The 19,531-nt window shown below is 68.4% G+C and carries 23 protein-coding genes; 10 read left to right on the forward strand and 13 right to left on the reverse strand.

Annotated features, from left to right (window positions below):
* Positions 1–180 precede the first annotated feature (180 nt).
* From UUA_RS08125 to pdxH, 3 genes are read right to left on the reverse strand one after another with little or no spacing between them, the layout of a single operon-like run.
* Entirely contained in the window at positions 181–1,005 is an 825-nt protein-coding gene (locus UUA_RS08125) for an ABC transporter substrate-binding protein (RefSeq protein ID WP_008435812.1), read from the reverse strand.
* A 4-nt stretch (positions 1,006–1,009) separates the two neighbouring features.
* Entirely contained in the window at positions 1,010–1,450 is a 441-nt protein-coding gene (locus tag UUA_RS08130; protein WP_008435813.1) for a secondary thiamine-phosphate synthase enzyme YjbQ, read from the reverse strand.
* Positions 1,447–2,034, reverse strand: coding sequence for a pyridoxamine 5'-phosphate oxidase (gene pdxH, locus UUA_RS08135; protein WP_008435815.1), 588 nt, complete (start codon positions 2,032–2,034; stop codon positions 1,447–1,449). The genes UUA_RS08130 and pdxH overlap by 4 nt, the downstream gene beginning before the upstream one ends.
* Positions 2,035–2,268: 234 nt before the next feature.
* On the opposite strand from pdxH, the gene UUA_RS08140 reads away from it, so the two are divergent.
* Complete coding sequence (locus tag UUA_RS08140) at positions 2,269–3,099, forward strand: kinase (protein WP_008435816.1); 831 nt, start codon at positions 2,269–2,271, stop codon at positions 3,097–3,099.
* 51 nt (positions 3,100–3,150) lie between these two features.
* On the opposite strand, the gene UUA_RS08145 is transcribed toward UUA_RS08140, so the two are convergent.
* The 3 genes from UUA_RS08145 to UUA_RS08155 all read right to left on the reverse strand — a co-directional run bounded on the left by UUA_RS08145 (position 3,151) and on the right by UUA_RS08155 (position 4,667).
* Positions 3,151–3,354 (reverse strand): dodecin family protein, encoded by a 204-nt coding sequence (locus tag UUA_RS08145; protein WP_008435818.1) that lies wholly within the window; start codon positions 3,352–3,354, stop codon positions 3,151–3,153.
* Positions 3,355–3,464: 110 nt separating this feature from the next.
* Positions 3,465–3,809 (reverse strand): YbjQ family protein, encoded by a 345-nt coding sequence (locus tag UUA_RS08150; protein ID WP_008435820.1) that lies wholly within the window; start codon positions 3,807–3,809, stop codon positions 3,465–3,467.
* Positions 3,810–3,833: 24 nt separating this feature from the next.
* Complete coding sequence (locus UUA_RS08155; protein ID WP_008435823.1) at positions 3,834–4,667, reverse strand: SDR family oxidoreductase; 834 nt, start codon at positions 4,665–4,667, stop codon at positions 3,834–3,836.
* Between the two features lie 54 nt (positions 4,668–4,721).
* On the opposite strand from UUA_RS08155, the gene UUA_RS08160 reads away from it, so the two are divergent.
* The 6 genes from UUA_RS08160 to UUA_RS08185 all read left to right on the forward strand — a co-directional run bounded on the left by UUA_RS08160 (position 4,722) and on the right by UUA_RS08185 (position 11,229).
* Positions 4,722–5,276 carry a shikimate kinase gene (locus UUA_RS08160; protein WP_008435830.1) on the forward strand — a complete coding sequence of 185 codons (555 nt, stop codon included), beginning with the start codon at positions 4,722–4,724 and terminating at the stop codon, positions 5,274–5,276.
* Entirely contained in the window at positions 5,273–6,373 is a 1,101-nt protein-coding gene (gene aroB, locus UUA_RS08165; RefSeq protein ID WP_008435831.1) for a 3-dehydroquinate synthase, read from the forward strand. The genes UUA_RS08160 and aroB overlap by 4 nt, the downstream gene beginning before the upstream one ends.
* Positions 6,374–6,512: 139 nt before the next feature.
* On the forward strand, positions 6,513–6,773 hold the full coding sequence (locus tag UUA_RS08170) for a WGR domain-containing protein (RefSeq protein WP_008435832.1): 261 nt from the start codon (positions 6,513–6,515) through the stop codon (positions 6,771–6,773).
* 1 nt (position 6,774) lies between these two features.
* Positions 6,775–7,848 carry a uroporphyrinogen decarboxylase gene (gene hemE / locus UUA_RS08175; RefSeq protein WP_008435833.1) on the forward strand — a complete coding sequence of 358 codons (1,074 nt, stop codon included), beginning with the start codon at positions 6,775–6,777 and terminating at the stop codon, positions 7,846–7,848.
* A 23-nt stretch (positions 7,849–7,871) separates the two neighbouring features.
* A complete protein-coding gene (locus tag UUA_RS08180; RefSeq protein ID WP_008435834.1) occupies positions 7,872–8,222 on the forward strand; it encodes a DUF3147 family protein in 351 nt (116 codons plus the stop codon).
* 124 nt (positions 8,223–8,346) lie between these two features.
* Positions 8,347–11,229: a valine--tRNA ligase gene (locus UUA_RS08185; protein ID WP_008435835.1), complete on the forward strand. Its 2,883-nt coding sequence runs from the start codon at positions 8,347–8,349 to the stop codon at positions 11,227–11,229.
* Between the two features lie 33 nt (positions 11,230–11,262).
* Here the strand turns inward: UUA_RS08185 and UUA_RS08190 are convergent, their stop codons facing one another.
* From UUA_RS08190 to UUA_RS08205, 4 genes are all read right to left on the reverse strand, one after another.
* Positions 11,263–11,949 (reverse strand): class I SAM-dependent methyltransferase, encoded by a 687-nt coding sequence (locus UUA_RS08190; protein WP_008435836.1) that lies wholly within the window; start codon positions 11,947–11,949, stop codon positions 11,263–11,265.
* Between the two features lie 99 nt (positions 11,950–12,048).
* Positions 12,049–12,519 carry a ribosomal protein S18-alanine N-acetyltransferase gene (gene rimI / locus UUA_RS08195; protein WP_039953726.1) on the reverse strand — a complete coding sequence of 157 codons (471 nt, stop codon included), beginning with the start codon at positions 12,517–12,519 and terminating at the stop codon, positions 12,049–12,051.
* Positions 12,520–12,524: 5 nt separating this feature from the next.
* On the reverse strand, positions 12,525–13,016 hold the full coding sequence (locus UUA_RS08200) for a hypothetical protein (protein WP_008435838.1): 492 nt from the start codon (positions 13,014–13,016) through the stop codon (positions 12,525–12,527).
* Positions 13,013–13,795 (reverse strand): CDP-alcohol phosphatidyltransferase family protein, encoded by a 783-nt coding sequence (locus UUA_RS08205; RefSeq protein WP_008435839.1) that lies wholly within the window; start codon positions 13,793–13,795, stop codon positions 13,013–13,015. Before UUA_RS08205 ends, UUA_RS08200 begins: the two co-directional genes overlap by 4 nt.
* A 110-nt stretch (positions 13,796–13,905) precedes the next feature.
* Between UUA_RS08205 and UUA_RS08210 the strand changes: the two genes are divergently transcribed.
* The 3 genes from UUA_RS08210 to UUA_RS08220 all read left to right on the forward strand — a co-directional run bounded on the left by UUA_RS08210 (position 13,906) and on the right by UUA_RS08220 (position 16,699).
* A complete protein-coding gene (locus UUA_RS08210; protein WP_039953728.1) occupies positions 13,906–14,322 on the forward strand; it encodes a DUF4124 domain-containing protein in 417 nt (138 codons plus the stop codon).
* Positions 14,323–14,400: 78 nt separating this feature from the next.
* Positions 14,401–16,101 carry a proline--tRNA ligase gene (locus UUA_RS08215; RefSeq protein ID WP_008435841.1) on the forward strand — a complete coding sequence of 567 codons (1,701 nt, stop codon included), beginning with the start codon at positions 14,401–14,403 and terminating at the stop codon, positions 16,099–16,101.
* A 274-nt stretch (positions 16,102–16,375) separates the two neighbouring features.
* Entirely contained in the window at positions 16,376–16,699 is a 324-nt protein-coding gene (locus UUA_RS08220) for an H-NS histone family protein (RefSeq protein ID WP_008435842.1), read from the forward strand.
* A 149-nt stretch (positions 16,700–16,848) separates the two neighbouring features.
* Here UUA_RS08220 and UUA_RS08225 read toward each other — a convergent pair whose 3' ends face one another.
* The 3 genes from UUA_RS08225 to UUA_RS08235 are packed head-to-tail and all read right to left on the reverse strand — an operon-like array spanning position 16,849 to position 19,527.
* The gene (locus UUA_RS08225) at positions 16,849–18,129 is read right to left on the reverse strand and encodes a threonine/serine exporter family protein (protein WP_008435843.1); all 1,281 of its coding nucleotides are present in this window, start codon (positions 18,127–18,129) and stop codon (positions 16,849–16,851) included.
* Positions 18,126–18,572, reverse strand: coding sequence for an NfeD family protein (locus UUA_RS08230; protein WP_008435844.1), 447 nt, complete (start codon positions 18,570–18,572; stop codon positions 18,126–18,128). The genes UUA_RS08225 and UUA_RS08230 overlap by 4 nt, the downstream gene beginning before the upstream one ends.
* Before the next feature lie 10 nt (positions 18,573–18,582).
* A complete protein-coding gene (locus tag UUA_RS08235) occupies positions 18,583–19,527 on the reverse strand; it encodes an SPFH domain-containing protein (protein WP_008435845.1) in 945 nt (314 codons plus the stop codon).
* Between the last annotated feature and the right edge of the window lie 4 nt (positions 19,528–19,531).

Here is a 19,531-nt window from a genome sequence, read left to right on the forward strand (position 1 = left end):
GCCATTTCTCTTTGGTTCCTTTCTCTTTGGGCACGCAAAGAGAAAGGAACTCGGGCGCCGCAGGCGCACGAAAGCTCTTGCTTTGAAAGCTCTTGCTTGAACACTCTTCACTAGAAGGCAGAGACAAGCCGGAGCATCGCCCGCGAGCGGGCTCCTACAGCAACCGGAAAGCGGGAAGGCTCAGCGCAGCGCCCACGCGGCGATGATCCGATGGATCTCGTCCAACCCGTCGAACAGCGCCGCCGGCCCCGGCTGCAGGATGATCGGTGATTTGACCTCGTGCAGTTCGCCATCGCGCACCGCGGGGATCGTGTCCCAGCCCGGTCGAGCGGCCACGCGTTCGGGACGGAGGCGCTTGCCGCACCAGGAGCCGAGGATGATGTCCGGCGCGCGCCGCACCACCTCGTCGCCGTTCGGCAGGATGCGCTGCTTCGCCAGCGGCTCGCGGGTCAGCTCGGGGAAGCAGTCGTCGCCGCCGGCAATGTTTATGATCTCGGCGACCCAGCGGATGCCGGTGATGATCGGTTCGTCCCATTCCTCGAAGTACACCTTCGGCCGCTGCGGCAGCTCCGCGGCCGCGGCGTGGATCTCGGCGATATGCCGTTCGGCGCGCTGCGCATACGCCTCGGCCTTCTCATGCGCGCCGACCATCGCGCCGAGCCGGCGGATGTAGGCGAGGATGCCGTCGACGCTGCGGTGGTTGCTGATCCACACCTCGACGCCGGCCTTGACCAGCTCGCGCGCGATGTCGGCCTGGATGTCGGAGAAGCCGATCGCCAGGTCGGGCTCCAGTTTCAGGATCTCGCCGATCTTCGCGCTGGTGAAGGCGGACACTTTCGGCTTCTCCCTGCGTGCGCGCGGCGGCCGCACGGTGAAGCCGGAGATGCCGACGATGCGCCGCTCCTCGCCGAGCGCGTACAGAACCTCGGTCGGCTCCTCGGTGAGGCAGACGATGCGTTGCGGGAAGTGGTCGGGCCAACCGGCAGCGGGGGCAGCGTGATCCATGCGTTCAGTTCCCCAGCACGGTGACCACCACCTTGCGCTGGTGCGGGTCGAGGCGGTGTTCCCACAGATAGATGCCTTGCCAGGCGCCAAGCATCAGCTTGCCGCCATGCACCGGCACGCCGAGGCTGACCCCGGTGAGGATCGAGCGCACATGCGCGGGCATGTCGTCCGGACCTTCCGCCTCGTGCCGGAAGATCGCATCGCCATCGGGCACCGCGCGCGCGAACCAGCGCTCCAGGTCGTCGCGCACCGTGGGGTCGGCATTCTCGCTGATCAGCAACGAGCAGCTGGTGTGCGCGGTGAACACCTGCGCGATACCGGTCTGGACGTGGCTGGCAGCCACCGCGTCGCCGACCTGCGTGGTGATTTCGCTGAAACCGCGCCCGCGCGTATGCACGGTGAAGCTGCCCTGTGCCACATGCTCGGCGGGCAGCGTGCGGCTCACGGGTAGAGCAGCCGGCTGGTCCAAGTCTGGCCGTGGCGATCCCAGCGCACCCGCTCGTGCAGGCGGAACTCGGCGCCGTACCAGAACTCGAGCATGTCCGGCTCCACCACGAAGCCGCCCCAGTGCGGCGGGCGGGTCACCTCCCGGCCGTCGAACTGCTGCTCGTAGCGCGCCACCCGCTGCTCGAACGTGTCGCGGTCAGGCAGGGTCTGCGACTGCAGCGAAGCCCACGCGCCGATCTGGCTGCCGCGCGCGCGGCTGGCGAAGTAGGCGTCCGACTCCTCCGCCAGCAGCTTGCGCGCCACGCCTTCCACGCGCACCTGCACGCCCTCGCGCAGCTGCTTCCAGTGGAAGCACAGGGCCACCTGCGGGTGCGCCTCGAGCTGGCCGCCCTTGTCGCTGTCGTAGTTGGTGTAGAAGCGAAAGCCGCGCTCGTCGGCGCCCTTGAGCAACACGATGCGCGAGGCGACCCGGCCGGCGGCGTCCACGGTGGCCAGGTTCATCGCGGTCGGTTCGCGCTCGCCACTGGCCGTGGCTTCTTCCAGCAGGCGCCGGAAGGTGTCTAGAATTTCGGATTTGAGCATGGTGTCTGAAAACTTTCCTTTTGCATCGTGGCCGACACGCGCCATCATGGTGCGGATGAATCCGACCGATAATAATGCAATGCACCATCCCTCCAGTATCCGGCCGACCTGGAAGGCGGCGCCATCTTCCGCCACGACATGTGAAGGACGCAGCGACATGGCCGCTGGCGCCATGTTCGTCCGGCGCCGCCTGCCGGTGGCGGAAATCCCTCCCGGAAGCACGGTGTGCCGCGGATGACGCCCCACGCCGACCTGCAGAACGAGGCCCTCGCCGGCCACCTGCTCGACCAGTACGCCGGGCGCATCGCCCGCTCGCGACGCCCATACATCCTCGGCCTGTCCGGCCTGCAGGGCAGCGGCAAGAGCACCCTGGCGCGGGTGATGAAGGCCGCGGCCGAAGCCCGCGGCTGGCCCACCGAGGTGCTTTCGCTGGATGACTTCTATTACGCCCGCAGCGACCGCGAGGCACTGGCGCGCGATGTGCACCCGCTGCTGCGCAGCCGCGGCGTGCCGGGCACGCACGAGATCGAATTGCTGATGTCGGTGCTGGCGGCGCTGCCGCAGGCCTCGGACAAGCTGCCGGTGTCGCACCCACGCTTCGACAAGGGCCGCGACACCCGCTTCCCGCCGTCGCGCTGGCCGCGCACCACGCGGCCGCCGCAGCTGGTGATCGTGGAAGGCTGGGCGCTGGGCATCCGGCCGCAGCTGCAGGCTGCGCTGGCCAGGCCGGTCAACGAACTGGAGCGCAGCGAGGACCCCGACGGCAGCTGGCGACACTGGGTCAACAAGCAGTTGCGCGGCTACCAGCCGCTGTGGCGCAAGTTCGATGCGCTGATCGTGCTGCAGGCGCCGAGCTGGGAGATCGTGCGCCGCTGGCGTGGCGAGCAGGAGCAGGAGCTGCTGTCCCGGCATGCGCCGCTGGCGATGGATGCAGCGGCGATGGAGCGGTTCCTGGCGCACTTCGAGCGGCTCAGCCGGCACGCGCTGGCCACCCTGCCGGCACTGGCCGATACCTGCGTGGAGTACGACGACGACCGCCACGTCACCGGCCTCAGCCACGGCTGAGCCGGGCACCGGCGAAGCATGCGCTGTCGCGGCCCCGCCGGCGCTAGGCGATCAGTCGACGATAAAATTGACCTTCATGTTCACCCGCCACTCGGTGATCGTGCCGTCGTCCTTCGTCACCACCTTGATCTCGTTGACCCAGGCGCCCTTGATGTTCTTCACTGACTCGCCGGCCTTTTTCAGGCCGCCCTGCACGGCGTCTCCCATGCTCTTGCTGGACGAGGCGTTGATTTCGATGACCTTGGCTACCGACATGGCGTCAATCTCCGGTGGAATCGTGCAAGCGGCACGCGACGCTCCCCCGCTCCGGAACCCGAGTCTGTCCCGCGCTCGCCCGCGGCAGCAAGCCGCACTGCAAAATCACCTCACGTTGACGCCTCCACCTGCACCGCCGTGCCGTAGGCCAGCACCTCGGTAACACCCTGGGCGACGTCGTTGGCGTCGTAGCGCATCGCCACCACGCCGTTCGCGCCCATCGCGGCGGCGTGCTGCAACATCAGCTCGAACGCCTCCTCGCGCGCCTTCTCGCACAGCTCGGTGTAGATCGAGATGTTGCCGCCGACGATGGTCTGCAGCGCGGCGCCGAGATTGCCGACCACGCTGCGCGAACGCACGGTGATGCCGCGCACGATGCCGAACGAACGCACGATGCGGCAACCGGGAATCTCGTTGGCGGTGCTGACCTGGTGATGCGGAACGGTGTTGCCCATGGCGGTTCTCCTCCGGTGGATGGTTCAGCCGTCGAGCAGCGCGGCGTAGCCTTCGCGCGCGTCCGGCCACTGCGGCGCCCAGCCGCTGGCGCGCAGCTTCGCGTTGCTGAGCCGCTTGCTGCCGATGCCGATCGGCGGCGCGCCTTCCGCCGGCAAGGAGGCATCGATCAGCGCCGCGAGGAAGTCGTACAACTCGTCGAGCGGCATCGGCGTATCGTCCACGCCGAGGTACAGCGGCTGCGGCGACTTCAGCCGCAGCAGGTGCACGATCGCTGCGGCGGCGTCGTCGACGTGGATCCGGTTGGCCCAGTGCGGCGCCTCGCGCGGCACGCGCAATTGCCCGGCGCGCAGGCGCTCGACCAGCTGCAACCGTCCCGGCCCGTACAGGCCGGCCAGCCGCAACACGGTCGACGACAGCGGCTGCTGCGCCAGCCACTGCTCGGCCTCGAGCAGCACCGCGCCGTTGAAGCCCGCCGGGTCGGCCGGTGTGGTCTCGTCGACCCAGTCGCCGTCGTGCTCGCCGTACACGGCGCTGGAGGAAACCAGCAGCACGCGCTGCAGCTTGCGGACGTCGAGCGCGTCGAGCAGGTGGCGCAGGCCGTCCACGAAGATCGCGCGGTACGCTGCCTTGTCGCGCACGGCCGGCGCCGGCAGATAGACCAGCCGGGTGATGCCCGCCGGCAACCCGCCCAGGCTCGCCGGATCGGTCAGGTCGCCGCGCAGCCAGTGGATACCGTGCTTGCCGCGCGCAGGCGGCTGGCGCCGCAGCGCCCAGACTTCGTCGCTGCGAGCCCGCAGGCGCTGCGCCACGCGCTCGCCCAGGTCGCCGCATCCGGCCAACAGGACACGTTCGCTCACTTGCCGCCCTCCCGTCGCGCTGCCCGGGCCGATCCGCCCTGCTAGCATCTGCGCATGAACCCTTCGCCCAACCTGTTCCTCATCGGCCCGACCGGTGCCGGCAAGAGCTCGATCGGGCGACGCCTTGCGGCGCATTATGGCCTGAGCTTCGTCGATCTCGACCAGGAGATCGAGCGCCACTGCGGCGCGGACGTGAACCGGGTGTTCGAGGTCGAGGGCGAAGCGGGTTTCCGCCAACGCGAAAGCGCGCTGCTGGACGAGTGCAGTCGCCGCGACGGCGTGCTGCTGGCCACCGGCGCCGGCGCAGTGCTGGCCGAAGCCAACCGCCGGCACCTGCGCCAGCGCGGCTGCGTGGTGTGGCTGCAGGCCAGCATCGAACAGCAACTGGAACGGCTGGAGCGCGACCACCGCCGCCCACTGCTGGCGGTGGCCGACCGCCGCGAGCGGCTGCAGGCGATGGCGCAGGTGCGCGAACCGCTCTACCGCGAGCTCGCCGACCTTGCGGTACCCGGCGAACCCGACAGCCTCGCCGCCACCGGCGAACGCTGCATCGCGCTGATCGACCGTCATTGGCGGCGCTCCGGCGCAGCGCCCAGGCAGACCGCATGAACGGCCCCGCACGCCAGACCGTCACCGTCGCCCTCGGCCAGCGCAGCTACCCGGTGTGGATCGGCGCCGGCCTGCTGCACGACCACGCGCGCTGGCTCGCCATGCTGCGCGGGCGCCACGCGCTGGTGGTCAGCAACACCACCGTGGCGCCGCTGTACCTGCCGCGCATCGAGGCGGGGCTGGACGGCCTGCGCTGGGCCAGCTTCCTCCTCGACGACGGCGAAGCGCACAAGAGTTTCGCCAACGTCGGCCGCGTGCTGGAAGCGCTGGGCGAGCTCGGCGCCACCCGCGACGCCTGCGTGATCGCGCTGGGCGGCGGCGTGGTCGGCGACCTGGCCGGTTTCAGTGCGGCGTGCTGGATGCGCGGCATCGACTTCATCCAGATGCCCACCACCTTGCTGGCGATGGTGGATTCCTCGGTGGGCGGCAAGACCGGCGTGAACCTCCCGGTGGGCAAGAACCTCGCCGGCGCGTTCCACCAGCCGCGCGCGGTGGTCGCCGATATCGACACCCTGGCGACCCTGCCCGGGCGCGAATACCGCGCCGGCCTGGCCGAGGTGATCAAGGGCGCGGCGATCGGCGACGAGCCGTTCTTCGCCTGGCTGGAGCAGCACGCCGCCGCGCTCGCCGCGCGCGAGCCCGCCACCGTGCAGCAGGCGATCGCGCGCAAGGTGGCCTACAAGGCCGGCGTGGTCGCGCGCGACGAAACCGAACAGGGCGAGCGCGCCCTGCTCAACCTCGGCCATACCTTTGGCCACGCCCTGGAAACCGCCGGCCACTACACCGCCCTGCTGCACGGCGAGGGCGTGGCCATCGGCATGCTGCTGGCGGCACGCCTGTCCGAGCGGCTCGGCATGAGCGCGCAGGCCGCCACCGCCCGCCTGCAGCGCCTGCTGGAAGCCGTCGGGCTGCCGGTGGCGGTCCCGCCCGGCATGGATCCGCCGCAGTTGCTGGCGCTGATGCGGCTGGACAAGAAGAACACCGCCGGCACCCTGCGGCTGATCCTGTGGCGCGGCATCGGCCGGGCCGAAATCGTCGCCGGCGTGGCCGAGGCCGACGTGCTGGCGGTGCTGACCGAGGCCACCTCAGCGCCGTAGGGCGGGCACCGCCCGCCCTGCAAACATCATCCGCCGCGCGTGTGACGACGTGCCCATCCGTGCAACGGGTGCCACCGTGCAAATCCTATAAACTGTGGCGTCCGGCTACGTGCCCGTTCGTGCTGCACCCCTGGAATCCATGCGCCTCTACCTGCAAACCGTGCCCGGCGCCGCCGACGCCCCCCGCTACGTCCAGATCACGCTGGAACAGGACCTGCTCGGCGGCTGGACGCTGTACCGCGAATCCGGCACCCAGGGCGGCCGCGCCAGCATGAAGCGCGAGCAGTTCCTGGAGCGCGACGAGGCGGTCGCCGCCTTCGAGAAAGCCCGCGATGCCCAGCTCAAGCGCGGCTTCCGCCTGATGTTTGCCCAGGGGCTGGAAGGCCCGTACGGACGGTGAAATGCCTGTTGAAGAACTGAAGAACGACCGCTTCCTGCGCGCCCTGCGTCGCGAACCCACCGACACCACGCCGATCTGGGTGATGCGCCAGGCCGGCCGCTATCTGCCGGAGTACCGCGCCACCCGCGAGCGCGCCGGCAGCTTCATGGGCCTGGCGCAGAACCCCGAGTTCGCCTGCGAGGTGACCCTGCAGCCGCTGCAGCGCTTCGATCTCGACGCGGCGATCCTGTTCTCCGACATCCTCACCATCCCCGACGCGATGGGTCTGGGCCTGTCGTTCGCCCACGGCGAGGGCCCGCAGTTCGCCCGCCCGGTGCGCACCGCCGCCGACATCGCGAAACTCGCCGTGCCCGACATGGACGGCGAGCTGCGCTACGTGATGGACGCGGTGCGGCTGATCCGCCGCGAGCTGCACGGCCGCATGCCGCTGATCGGTTTCTCCGGCAGCCCCTGGACGCTGGCCTGCTACATGGTCGAGGGCGCCGGCTCGCGCGACTTCGCCACGCTGAAGGCGATGTGCTGGAACGAGCCGAGACTCGCCCACCAGCTGCTCGACACGCTGGCGCAGTCCGTTGCTGCCTACCTGATCGCGCAAGCCGAAGCCGGCGCGCAGGCGCTGATGATCTTCGACACCTGGGGCGGCCTGCTCGGCCCCGCGCCGTTCCGCGAGTTCTCGCTGCGCTATATGGCGCAGATCGTGGCCGCGCTGCAGGTCGATGCCGCTTCGCGCGAACTGCCGGTGATCCTGTTCTCCAAAGGCGCCGGCATGCACCTGGCCGAAATGGCCGATTCGGGCTGCGCAGCGCTCGGCGTCGACTGGACGGTGGACCTCGCCGACGCGCGCCGCGCCGTCGCCGGTAAGGTGGCGTTGCAGGGCAACCTCGACCCCGCCGTGATGCGCGCCAGCCCGGAAGTGATCCGCCGCGAGGCCCGCGCCGTGCTGGACAGCTACGGCAACCACCCCGGCCACGTGTTCAACCTGGGCCACGGCATCACGCCGGAAGTCGATCCGGAGCTCGTGAAGGTGCTGGTGGACGAAGTACACGCGTACGGGCGCATCCTGCGCGGCAGTTGAGCAACGCGCAAAGGAGTGAACCGATGGGATGGCTCGTCACCAAATACCTGGTCACCGCGGCCGTCGTCGTGCTCGTCTCCGAAGTCGCCAAGCGCAGTGATCGCCTCGGCGGCCTGATTGCCGCGCTGCCGCTGGTCACCGTGCTTGCGCTGATCTGGCTGTACGTGGAGCGCCAGCCGCAGGTGAAGATCGCCAACCACGCCTGGTACACGTTCTGGTATGTGGTGCCGACGCTGCCCATGTTCCTGGCCTTCCCCGTACTGCTGCCGCGCCTCGGCTTCTGGCCGACCCTGCTCGCCTGCGCGCTGATCACCGTAGCGTGCTTCTGGCTGTTTGCACTGCTGGTGCGACGATTCGGGATCGACTTGCTGTAACGCTCTTGTCCATTGCCCCGCCGGGGTGAATGGCGGCCGCTTGGGCCATCCGGCCCGCGCCCGTACAATGGCCGCTTTACACCATATGTGCGCACGCCCCTGCGGCGCGCCCTCGCGAGTCCCCATGGAAAAGAGCTTCGAACCCGCCCAGATCGAGTCGACGTGGTACGCGCGCTGGGAAGCCAGCGGCGCGTTCAGGCCGTCGGGCCAGGGCGAGCCGTACTGCATCCTGCTGCCGCCGCCCAACGTCACCGGCACGTTGCACATGGGGCACGCGTTCCAGCAGACGGTGATGGACATGCTGGTGCGCTACCACCGCATGCGCGGCTTCAACACGCTGTGGCAGGTCGGCACCGACCATGCCGGCATCGCCACGCAGAAGATCGTCGAGAACCAGCTAGCGGTCGAGGAGAAGACCCGGCACGACCTGGGTCGCGATGCCTTCGTCGAACGCGTGTGGCAGTGGAAGGAGGAATCCGGCTCCACCATCACCAACCAGATGCGCCGCATCGGCGCCGCCGCCGACTGGTCGCGCGAACGCTTCACCATGGACGAGGGGCTTTCGGCCGCGGTGCGCAAGGTGTTCATCGACTGGTACCGCGCCGGGCTGATCTACCGCGGCAACCGGCTGGTGAACTGGGACCCGCTGCTGGGCACCGCCGTATCGGACCTCGAAGTGAACAACGTCGAGCGCGACGGCCACATGTGGTCGATCCGCTACCCGGTCGTGGGCAGCGACGAGAGCCTGGTGGTCGCCACCACCCGCCCCGAGACCATGCTGGGCGATGTCGCCGTCGCGGTGCATCCGGAGGACGAGCGCTACGCTCACCTGGTCGGCAAGACGCTGAAGCTGCCGCTGACCGGTCGTGAGATTCCGGTGATCGCCGACGATTACGTCGACAAGGATTTCGGCACCGGCTGCGTGAAGATCACCCCGGCGCATGACTTCAACGACTACGCGATCGGCCAGCGGCACAAACTGCCGCCGATCACCATCTTCACACTGGACGCAAAGGTCAACGACAACGCACCGGAGAAATACCGCGGCCTCGACCGCTACGACGCGCGCAAGGCCGTGCTGGCCGACCTGGAAGCGCTCGGCCTGCTGGTCGAGACCAAGCCGCACAAGCTGCAGGTGCCGGTGAGCCAGCGCTCGGACGCGGTGATCGAGCCGATGCTCACCGACCAGTGGTTCGTCGACCTGACTTCGGACGTCCAGAAGGATGGGCGTCCCGGCGGCCGCAAGGCAATCACCGAGCCGGCGCTGGACGCGGTGCGCAGCGGCGACATCAAGTTCGTGCCGGAAAACTGGAGCACCACCTACACGCAGTGGCTGGACAACATCCAGGACTGGTGTATCAGCCGCCAGCTGTGGTGGGGCCACCGCATCCCGGCATGGTATGACGAGGCCGGCAACATCTTCGTGGGCGAGGACGAGGCCGACGCGCGCGCGCACGCAGACGCCGCGCCGGTCGGCGCGCTGCGCCAGGATGACGATGTGCTGGACACCTGGTTCTCCTCGGCGCTGTGGCCGTTTTCCACCCTGGGCTGGCCGGCCGGTGGCCCGGTGAAGAACGAGCGCGGCGAAGTGGTCGCCAACTGGGATCAGGACAAGATCTTCCTGCCCAGCGCCGTGCTGGTCACCGGCTTCGACATCATCTTTTTCTGGGTCGCCCGCATGGTGATGGCGACCAAATACTTCACCGGTCAGATCCCGTTCCGCGAGGTCTACATCAACGCCATCGTGCGTGATGCGGAAGGCCAGAAGATGTCCAAGTCCAAGGGCAACACGCTGGACCCGCTGGACCTGATCGACGGCATCGCACTGGAGCCGCTGGTGGAGAAGTCCACCCGCTCGCTGCTGATCCCGCAGGTGCGCACCAAGGTCGAGAAGCGCATCCGCAAGGACTACCCCGACGGCATTCCGGCGATCGGCACCGATGCGCTGCGCTTCACCTTCGCCGCGCTGGGCAGCTACAGCCGCACGATCAACTTCGACATCAAGCGCGCCGAAGGCTACAAGGCATTCTGCAACAAGTTGTGGAACGCGGCGCGATTCGTGCTTTTGAATGCGGGGAATGAGGAATCGGGAATCGGGAATCGGGAAAATCAAAAGCCGGTTACCGAAGCGGAGCGGTGGATTCTCACGCACTTGTCGCAGACGCTGACCAAGGTGGAAGAACATTTCCGCACGTACCGTTTCGACCACCTGGCGCAGGCGCTGTACGAGTTCGTGTGGAACGAGTATTGCGACTGGTTCCTGGAACTCTCCAAGCCCGCACTGAACGGCGACGATGCCGGCGCGGCAGCATCCACACGGCACACGCTGCTGGTGGTGCTGGAAGCGGTGCTGCGCGCGCTGCACCCGGTGATTCCCTTCATCACCGAGGAGATTTACCAGGAAGTAGCGAAAGTATTCGTGCGCTCCTCCATGAGCGCAAAGAACAGCCCGGCATCCCTGCCAGACTCTTCAACAAAGAGCATTCTCCAGTCCACGTATCCGCGCGGCACGGACTTCGCGCACGACGACGCAGCGACAGCCGAGATCGAATGGTTCAAGGCCGTGCTCTCGGGCCTGCGCCGGATCCGCTCGGAGATGAACATCGCGCCGGGCAAGACCATTCCGCTGCTGCTTGCCGACGGCGACAGCGGCGATCACGCGCGCGTGGCGAAGTTCGCTGCGCAGATCGCCTTCCTCGCCCGCACCGAAGCACCGCAATGGATCGAAGCCGGCCGCGCCGAGCCGGCCGCGGCCGCGGCCGTGGTCGGCACGCTGCGCGTGCTGATCCCGCTCGCCGGCCTGATCGACCTTGCCGCCGAAAAGGCGCGGTTGGCCAGGGAAATCGGCCGCATCGAGGTCGAGATCAAAAAGTGCGAGGGCAAGCTTGGCAACGCCAGCTTCGTCGCCAACGCGCCGGCCGAAGTGGTGGCGCAGGAACGCCAGCGCATCGCCGACTGGAACACCACGCTGGGCGCGCTGCGCGAGCAGGCGCAGAAGCTGGGTTGATGTTCGTGGCCCCGCCGCGCTGCGGCCGGGCTCTCAGGTGTCCTGGCCGACCTGCCCCGGCGTGAAGTCGCGCGTCTTGCGCACGGCCAGCTGGTTGCTGACGCCCAGCAACTCGTAATAGCCGTCCAGCGTGGCCAGCAGGCCGTCCACGCCGAGCTTGGGCGTCTCGGTCTTCACGCTTTCGATCTGCTTCTTCAGCCCCTCGGTCCGCCAGCGGCGACCGGTCCAGCGCAGCCACTTGCGCGTCAACCAGCCGGGACGCGGCACCGGGCCCAGCTTCGGCGGCACCCACAGGTAGTCGTCGAAGATCATGATGCCGCCGACCTTCAGCAGCGGCCACGCCATGACGCCGTCGGCCAGCGCGCCGAAGGCGGCATGCCAGCCGTCGACATAGACGAGATCGTAGGGTTCCTGCACGCGCCGCAGCGAATCGAAGCTCGGCCCGGCGAACTCGCTGATGCGCTCGCGCCAGGGCGCCGTGTTGGCGCGAAAACGCGCATGGTAGTCGCCGTACACCGGGTCGGGCTGGAAGAAGTCCAGGCAGTCGATCGCGCTGTCCGCGGCGGTCAGGATGTTCTCGCACAGCCAGGCGGTCGAGCGCCCCTCGAAACTGCCGATCTCCAGGGCGCGCAGGCCCGGTTTGCCGCGCAACGAAGCGAGCCACTGCTCCCAATGCGGAATGTTGTGGTGGAACCAGTCGGTCGAAAACTGCCCTTGCACTGAGGAGACTCCGGCATGGAATGCGGGCGGCATGCTAACACTCGCCACCATCGTGTTTGCGTGGCGGATCCGGTTGCAGCATCTGCCGGGCGCAGCCGGCTAGGGAGTCCCGGGCTCCAGCACCATCACGATCGCATCCTCGCGCCCGTGGCGTGCGGGGTAGTAGCGCGGCCGGCGGCCGATCTCGTGGAAACCCACCGATTCGTACAGCGCCTTGGCCAGCGGATTCGACGGCCGCACCTCGAGGAACACCCGCCCTGCCCCATTCCAGCGCGCAATGTCCAGCAACCGGCCCAGCAGGTGCCGGCCCAGGCCGCGGCCGCGGTAATCCGGCCCGATGCACAGGTTCAGCACGTGCGCTTCGCCGGCGCCTGTCGACAGGACGCCGTAGCCGGCGACCACGCCGTCCACGCACAGCACCCAGCACGGGTGCCCCGCCTTCAGGCAGTCGCCGAAGATGCCCGCCGACCACGGGAATTCGTAGGACAGGTTTTCCAGCGTGCTGACCGCCTCCAGATCCTCGGCCCGCATGCCGCGCACCTGGATCACCGGCTTGACCACCGCGGCCATGACCTTCAGCCGCCGGCCGCGGCCAATGCGCGGCGTACGCTGCGCAACGCGTTCCACAGGCGCCGCTTGGCGCCGGCACTGGTCAGCACCAGCGCCGGCTCGTCGGCCAGCACGATCTGCGCCTGGCGTACTGCCGCTGCCGGCAGCGCGCGGCCCAGCGCGTGCGCCTGCGCTTCGCCGAACACCAGATAGGCGCGTGCCTCGGGCACGCCGGTGGCGAGCTGGCCATCGCTCGCGGTGACCCGTGCGGCACGCGCCAGCGCGGCGCCGCAGATAGCCAGCGCGCGACCGAGCAAGTCGAGTTCGCGCGCGCTGCAGCCCTGCGGCAACACCACCACGCAGGCCACGCCCGCCGCCTCGGCTGGCTCGTATTCCTGCCCAGCCTCCCCGACGGCAACCGCCGGCGCACTCCGCCGCTGCCACGGCGTCACGCCCAGCGCGCGCAGCACGCGGGCGCGATGCGCGGCGTCGGCATGCTGGCGTGCGGCGGCGTTCATGTCGCGCCGCGCCGCACCCGGCGCCGATGCGTGGCCAGGCCCCAGATCGTCCACACCGGACCGGACAACAGATAGACCGTGAAGCCGGCGAACAACACGCGCGGCGTATCCAGGATCAGCAGCGCCAGCAGCAGCACCGCCATCACCATCCACACGAACGGCACGCGCTGGCGGTCGCCCATCGGCAGCGACTTGAAGCTGAAATAGCGGAAGCGGCTGACCATCAGCAAGCCGACCACCACCGCCAGCACTGCCGTGACGAAACAGAAATCGCTGCCGGCCAGGCCGAACTTGTCCACGCTCCATACGAACGACATGCACACCGCCGCCGCCGCCGGACTGGCCAGCCCCTGGAAATAGCGCTTGTCGGCCACGCCCACCTGGGTGTTGAAGCGCGCCAGCCGCAGCGCGGCGCAGGCGGCGTAGATGAACGCGGCAGCCCAGCCCAGCTTGCCCCACAGCGGGCCGAAATCGCGCAGCGTCGACAGCGACCACGTGTACATCACCAGCGCCGGCGCCAGCCCGAAACTGACCAGGTCCGACAGCGAGTCGTACTGCACGCCGAACTCGGTCTGGGTGCCGGTCATGCGCGCCACACGGCCGTCCATGCCATCCAGCAGCGCGGCGATGAATACCGCCACCGCGGCCTCGGTATAACGCCCGCCGATGCTGGCGATGATCGCGTAGAAACCGGCGAACATCGCCCCCGTGGTGAACAGGTTCGGCAACAGGTAAATGCCCCGGTGACGGGGCGGGCGTACGGGCAGGGGCTCGCTCATGAATCAATCCGTGACGGGATGCGCGCAGTGTAAACCATCGGCTGCTTGAGTCCGGCAGGCCAGAGTGATAACAAGGTGCACCGTCATTTTCCCGCAAAATGGAGAACACCATGCATCGTTCGCTGATTGCCGTGGCGCTGCTGCTGCTGGCCCCGCTGGCCGCCGCCCAGGTCTACAAGTGGACGGATGCGAGTGGCACCGTGCACTACTCCGAAGCGGCGCCGACGCAGGGCACGAAGTACGTGAAGATCACCACCACCGGCACGTCGGCACCGCTGGTCGCTCCGCCCCCCGCCGGAACGGCCCCCGCCGACGAAACCCCGGCCGAGTCCGCCAAGCCGGTGGCCAACACGCCGGAAAACCGCACCAAACTGTGCGAGGCGCTGAAGACCAACCTCGCCGCATTGCAGGCCAGCGGCCCGGTGGTGATGCAGCAGAACGGCAAATCCGTGGCGCTGGAAGGCGACCAGCGCAAGCAGCAGACCGCCTCGACCCAGGCGCAGTACGACCAGTACTGCAGGGGCTGACCGCTGCGGCCATACCCTCCGGCGAGGGTATCGGCGGGCCGCTACAATAGGCGTCTTCACCACGCCGGAACCGCCCGCATGCGCCTCAGCCAATTCCACCTGGCCACCGTCAAGGAAGTCCCCGCCGACGCCGAAATCGCCAGCCATCGGCTGATGCTGCGCGCCGGCATGATCCGCAAGCTCGCCTCCGGCCTGTATACCTGGAGCCCGCTGGGCCTGCGCGTGCTGCGCAAGGTGGAAGACATCGTGCGCGAGGAAATGGATCGCGCCGGTGCGATCGAAATGCTGATGCCGTCGGTGCAGCCGAGGGAATTGTGGGAAGAAACCGGCCGCTGGGAGAAATTCGGCGGCCAGCTGCTGAAAATCAGGGATCGCAAGGGCCAGGAATTCTGCTACGGCCCGACCCACGAGGAAGTGGTTACCGATTTCGCCCGCAACGAGCTGAAAAGCTACAAGCAGCTGCCGGTCAACTTCTATCAGATCCAGACCAAGTTCCGCGACGAGATCCGCCCGCGTTTCGGCGTGATGCGCGCGCGCGAATTCCTGATGAAGGACGCTTATTCGTTCCACCTGACCCAGGACTCGCTGGCCGAAACCTACGCCGCGATGTACCAGGCTTACGTGCGCATTTTCAGCCGCCTGGGGTTGACCTTCCGCGCGGTGCAGGCCGATACCGGCGCGATCGGCGGCAATGCGAGCCACGAATTCCAGGTGCTGGCCGATTCCGGCGAGGATGCCATCGCGTTTTCCGACGGCTCCGATTACGCCGCGAATCTCGAAAAGGCCGAGGCGCTGGCGCCGACCACTGCACGCCCCGCCCCCGCCGCCGCCGCCCTGCAGCGGATCGATACGCCCACCCAGAAGACCATCGGCGACATCGCCGGTTTCCTCAAGGTCAGTCCGCAGCAATGCGTGAAGACCCTGCTGGTACGGGGCCGCGACGGCCTGGTCGCGCTGTGCCTGCGCGGCGACCACGAGCTCAACGAGGTCAAGGCTGGCAAGCTGGCCGAACTGCCGGGCGAGTCGGTGCTCGCCAGCGAGGAGGAAATCCTCGCCGCCACCGGCACGCGCCCCGGTTTCATCGGGCCGGTCGGCCTGCCGGCGTCGATCCCGGTGATCGTCGACCGCGACGCCGCCGTGCTGGCCGACTTCGTCTGCGGCGGCAATGCCGATCGCACGCACTTCACCGGCACGAACTGGGAGCGCGATGCGCGCATCACCCGCATCGCCGACCTGCGCAACGTGGTCGAGGGCGACCTGTCGCCCGACGGCCAGGGCGTGCTGCACCTCGCCCGCGGCATCGAGGTCGGCCACGTGTTCCAGCTGGGCACCAAGTATGCCGAGGCGCTCGGCGCTACCGTGGTGGACGAAACCGGCAAGCCGCAGGTGATGACCATGGGCTGCTACGGCATCGGGGTCAGCCGCATCGTCGCCGCCGCGATCGAGCAGCGCCACGACGACGCCGGCATCCTCTGGCCCGAAGCGATGGCGCCGTGGCGCGTGGCGGTATGCGTGATCAACCCGAAGAACTCGCCGGCCGTCAGCGCAGCGGCCGAGGCGCTGTACCAGGCGCTGGGCCAGCGCGGCATCGAGGCGGTGCTGGACGACCGCGGCGTGCGCGCCGGCAGCATGTTCGCCGACATGGAGCTGATCGGCATTCCGCACCGCGTGGTGGTCAGCGAGCGCGGGCTCGCCGCGGGCACGCTGGAATATCGCGCGCGCGGAGACGCCGAAAGCCGCTCGCTGAACGAGGAGCAATTGTTGGCCTTGCTCGGCTGAGCCAGCCGGATTCGCATTAACCAAAACGGCTGCCCAGTGCGGCCGTTTTTATATTGCCGCGATGAAACCACCGGACGGACTAATTCGCGACCATCCGCACATTAATCGCCCTTAATGTGAAGCTATCGTCCACGCGCGGCGTTGCGCTTTACAACAATTCTGCAAATCAGCGAGAATGCCCACTGCAACAACTTCCAGTGCGTCGGGCTTTGTTCCCGATAATGGCCAGACCATCGCCAGACCGCTTAATACCGATACTTACCGGGAGTCAATCATGGCCGTCGACATCAAGAACCTGAATCACAACCAGCTCACCGACCTGATCAGCAAGGCCCAGGTGCGCCAGAATGAATTGCGCAAGGAAAAAGTCGTCAAGCTGCGCGAGAAAGTGCATGCGCTGATCAAGGCCGAGGGTTATACCTTCGAGGACATCTTCGGCGGCGCGCGCGGCAAGGCCAAGCGCAGCACCGGGACAGTTCCGCCGAAATACCGCAACCCTGCCAACCCTGCGCAGACCTGGTCCGGCCGCGGCAAGCGCCCGCACTGGTTCAACGACGCGCTGAAGGCCGGCAAGAAGGAAAAGGATCTGGCGGTCTGATTGCTGCCGTCCGAATAAAAGCGCCGGCCTCGCGCCGGCGTTTTTTTGTTCGGCTCCCGCAAGCATAGCCGGCATTATTTTGTAGGAGCGCACCCTGTGCGCGATGCTCTCCGTCACGTGACGAAAGGCATCGCGCACAAGGTGCGCTCCTACAACGACCTGCGCGGCGATACCAGCAGGTCGCCGAACATCAGCCCGGCCACCAGCGACACCAGCAGGGTCACCAGCAGCAGGCCGGTGTCCAGGCTCGGCGTGGTATCGCGTTCGAGCAGCAGCGACACGCTGCGGAAGCCCACGCTGCCCGGCACCAGCAGCAGGATGCCCGGCTCGCGGATGACCGCGCCCGGGCGATGCGCGAAGCGCGCGTACACGTTCGCCAGCGCGCCCAGCAGCAGCCCGCCCAGGAACACCCCCACCGGCGCGCCCGGCAGCGAGCCGGAGATCGCTCCGCCCCAGCGCGTGGCCAGGTAGCCGAGCACCACCGCCACGATCACCACCGGCCAGTCGCGCCGCGCCGCGCGGAACAGGATGGCGAACGCGACCGCCGCGACCAGCAGCGCCGGATAGTCGGTCCATGCCGGCAGCGCCGGCAGCGCGAAGTCGCGCGCGGTGATGCCCACGGCGGCACACAGCTGGGTCGCCGCGATGGTGCCGAAGGTGAGCTTGAGCAGGGTCGACATGGCGCCGCCCATGCGCGCCGTGCCGGAAACCAGGTGCCCGCTGGAGATCTCGCGCACGGCGTTGGTCAGCGACATGCCGGGCACCAGGATGATCAGGCTGGCCAGCACCACCGACTTGATCGCCAGCGGCACCACGAACGCGCTCACCACGATCGCCACCGTGGTCGCCACCAGCGCGCAGATCGCGTCGCTGGCCACCGCCAGCCGCGGCCGGCTGGCCGACAGCAGGGTAATCCAGCCGATGCCGGCGCCGATCGCGCCGGCGACCACCAAGTCCACCCAGGCGCTGTGCAGGAACAATGCCGCAATGCTGGCCGCGGACAGCCCGTAGCTGGCGATCGAGCCGATCTTCTCGCGCCGCGTGTCGGGCCGGCCCAGCTCGCGCAGGCGGCGGAAACCCTCGCGCAGGCCCAGCTCACCGGCGATCGCGCGGTCGGCGATGTCGTCGGCCTGGCACAGCCGCTCCAGATTCACCTCGCCCGGCGCCAGCCGCATCACCTGGGTAGTCTGTGCCACGCCTTCCTCGCCCTGGGCGAGGTCGGCGAACGAGATGATGATCGCGGTGGGGCTGGACCACACGTCGGCGGACATCCCCAGCCGCTGCGCCGCGCCGGCAATGGCCATTTCCAGCCGCGGCGCCGAGGTGCCGTACTGGTGCAGCCGCCGCGCCAGCTCCAGCACGAACGCGATGCGCGTGGTCAGCGCCGTGGTGGCGAACTGCTCGCGGTCGCTGGCCTCGCCGGCACTCATGCGGCGGCGCGCACCTTGAGCGTGGTGCCGTCGACCGCAACCACCTCCACCGTGGTGCCGCGCGGCAGGTCGGGCCCGCTGACCAGCCACTGGCCGTCGCCCACGCGCGCCTTGCCGCGACCGTTGACGATCGGTTCGATCAGCTCATAGCGCTGCCCGATCATCTGTTCGGCACGCCGGTTCAGCCGCTCGTCGCCGGCCACGCGCCGCGCCAGCCGCGGCCGCAGCCAGCGTGCATAGCCCACGCAGGAGGCAAACGCGAGCAGGCCGAACAGCACCGCCTGGGCCAGCATGCCCAGCGCGGGATCAAGCCACAGCACGACACCCGTCGCGGCCGCGGCCAGGCCGATCCACAGCAGGAAATAGCCCGGCAGCAGCAACTCGCCGGCGATCAGCAGCAGGGCCAGGATCCACCACAGGTAATGCGTCGAAAACTCCCCCATGGCAGCGCCCTCAGCGCAGCGGCGGCTGGATGGCCGCGGCCTTCTGCTGCTGGCCGAGCGATTCCTTCGCCAGCTCGCCGATGCCGGCCAGCGCGCCGATCACGCCGGTGGCCTCGATCGGCAGCAGCAGCATCTTCTGGTTCGGCGAGGCAGCCATCGCCTTCAGCGCCTCGACGTAGTTGTTGGCGACGAAGTAGTTCAGCGCATTGACGTTGCCGTTGGCGATCGATTCGGAGACCATCGTGGTCGCCTTCGCCTCGGCTTCGGCCGAACGCTCGCGCGCCTCGGCGGCGCGGAACGCGGCTTCCTTCTCGCCCTCGGCGGCCAGGATCACCGACTGCTTCTCGCCCTCGGCCTTGAGGATCGCCGCCTGGCGGAAGCCCTCGGCGTCGAGGATATTGGCGCGCTTCTCGCGCTCGGCCTTCATCTGCCGCGCCATCGCGTCGACCAGGTCGCGCGGCGGCGAGATGTCCTTGATCTCGATGCGGTTGACCTTGACGCCCCACGGATGGGTCGCCTCGTCCACCACGCTGAGCAGCTTGGCGTTGATCGCATCGCGCTGGCTCAGCGATTCGTCCAGGTCCATCGAACCGAGCACGGTGCGGATGTTGGTCATGATCAGCGCCAGCGCGGCGCCTTCCAGGTTCGCCACCTCGTAGGCCGCCTTGGCCGCGTCCAGCACCTGGTAGAACACCACGCCGTCGACGCGCACCACCGCGTTGTCCTTGGTGATCACGTCCTGGCTGGGCACGTCCAGCACCTGCTCCATCATGTTCATCTTGCGCCCCACCGCCTGATAGATCGGAACCAGGAAATGCAGCCCCGGGCTGAGCGTGCGGGTGTACTTGCCGAATGTCTCCACCGTCCACTCGAAGCCTTGCGGCACGATGCGCACCAGCTTGGCCACGCCGATGACGACGACGGCCACGATGACCAACGCCAGAAGCTGTCCCATTGCC

The organism is Rhodanobacter thiooxydans LCS2, assembly GCF_000264375.1.
Taxonomy (GTDB): domain Bacteria; phylum Pseudomonadota; class Gammaproteobacteria; order Xanthomonadales; family Rhodanobacteraceae; genus Rhodanobacter; species Rhodanobacter thiooxydans.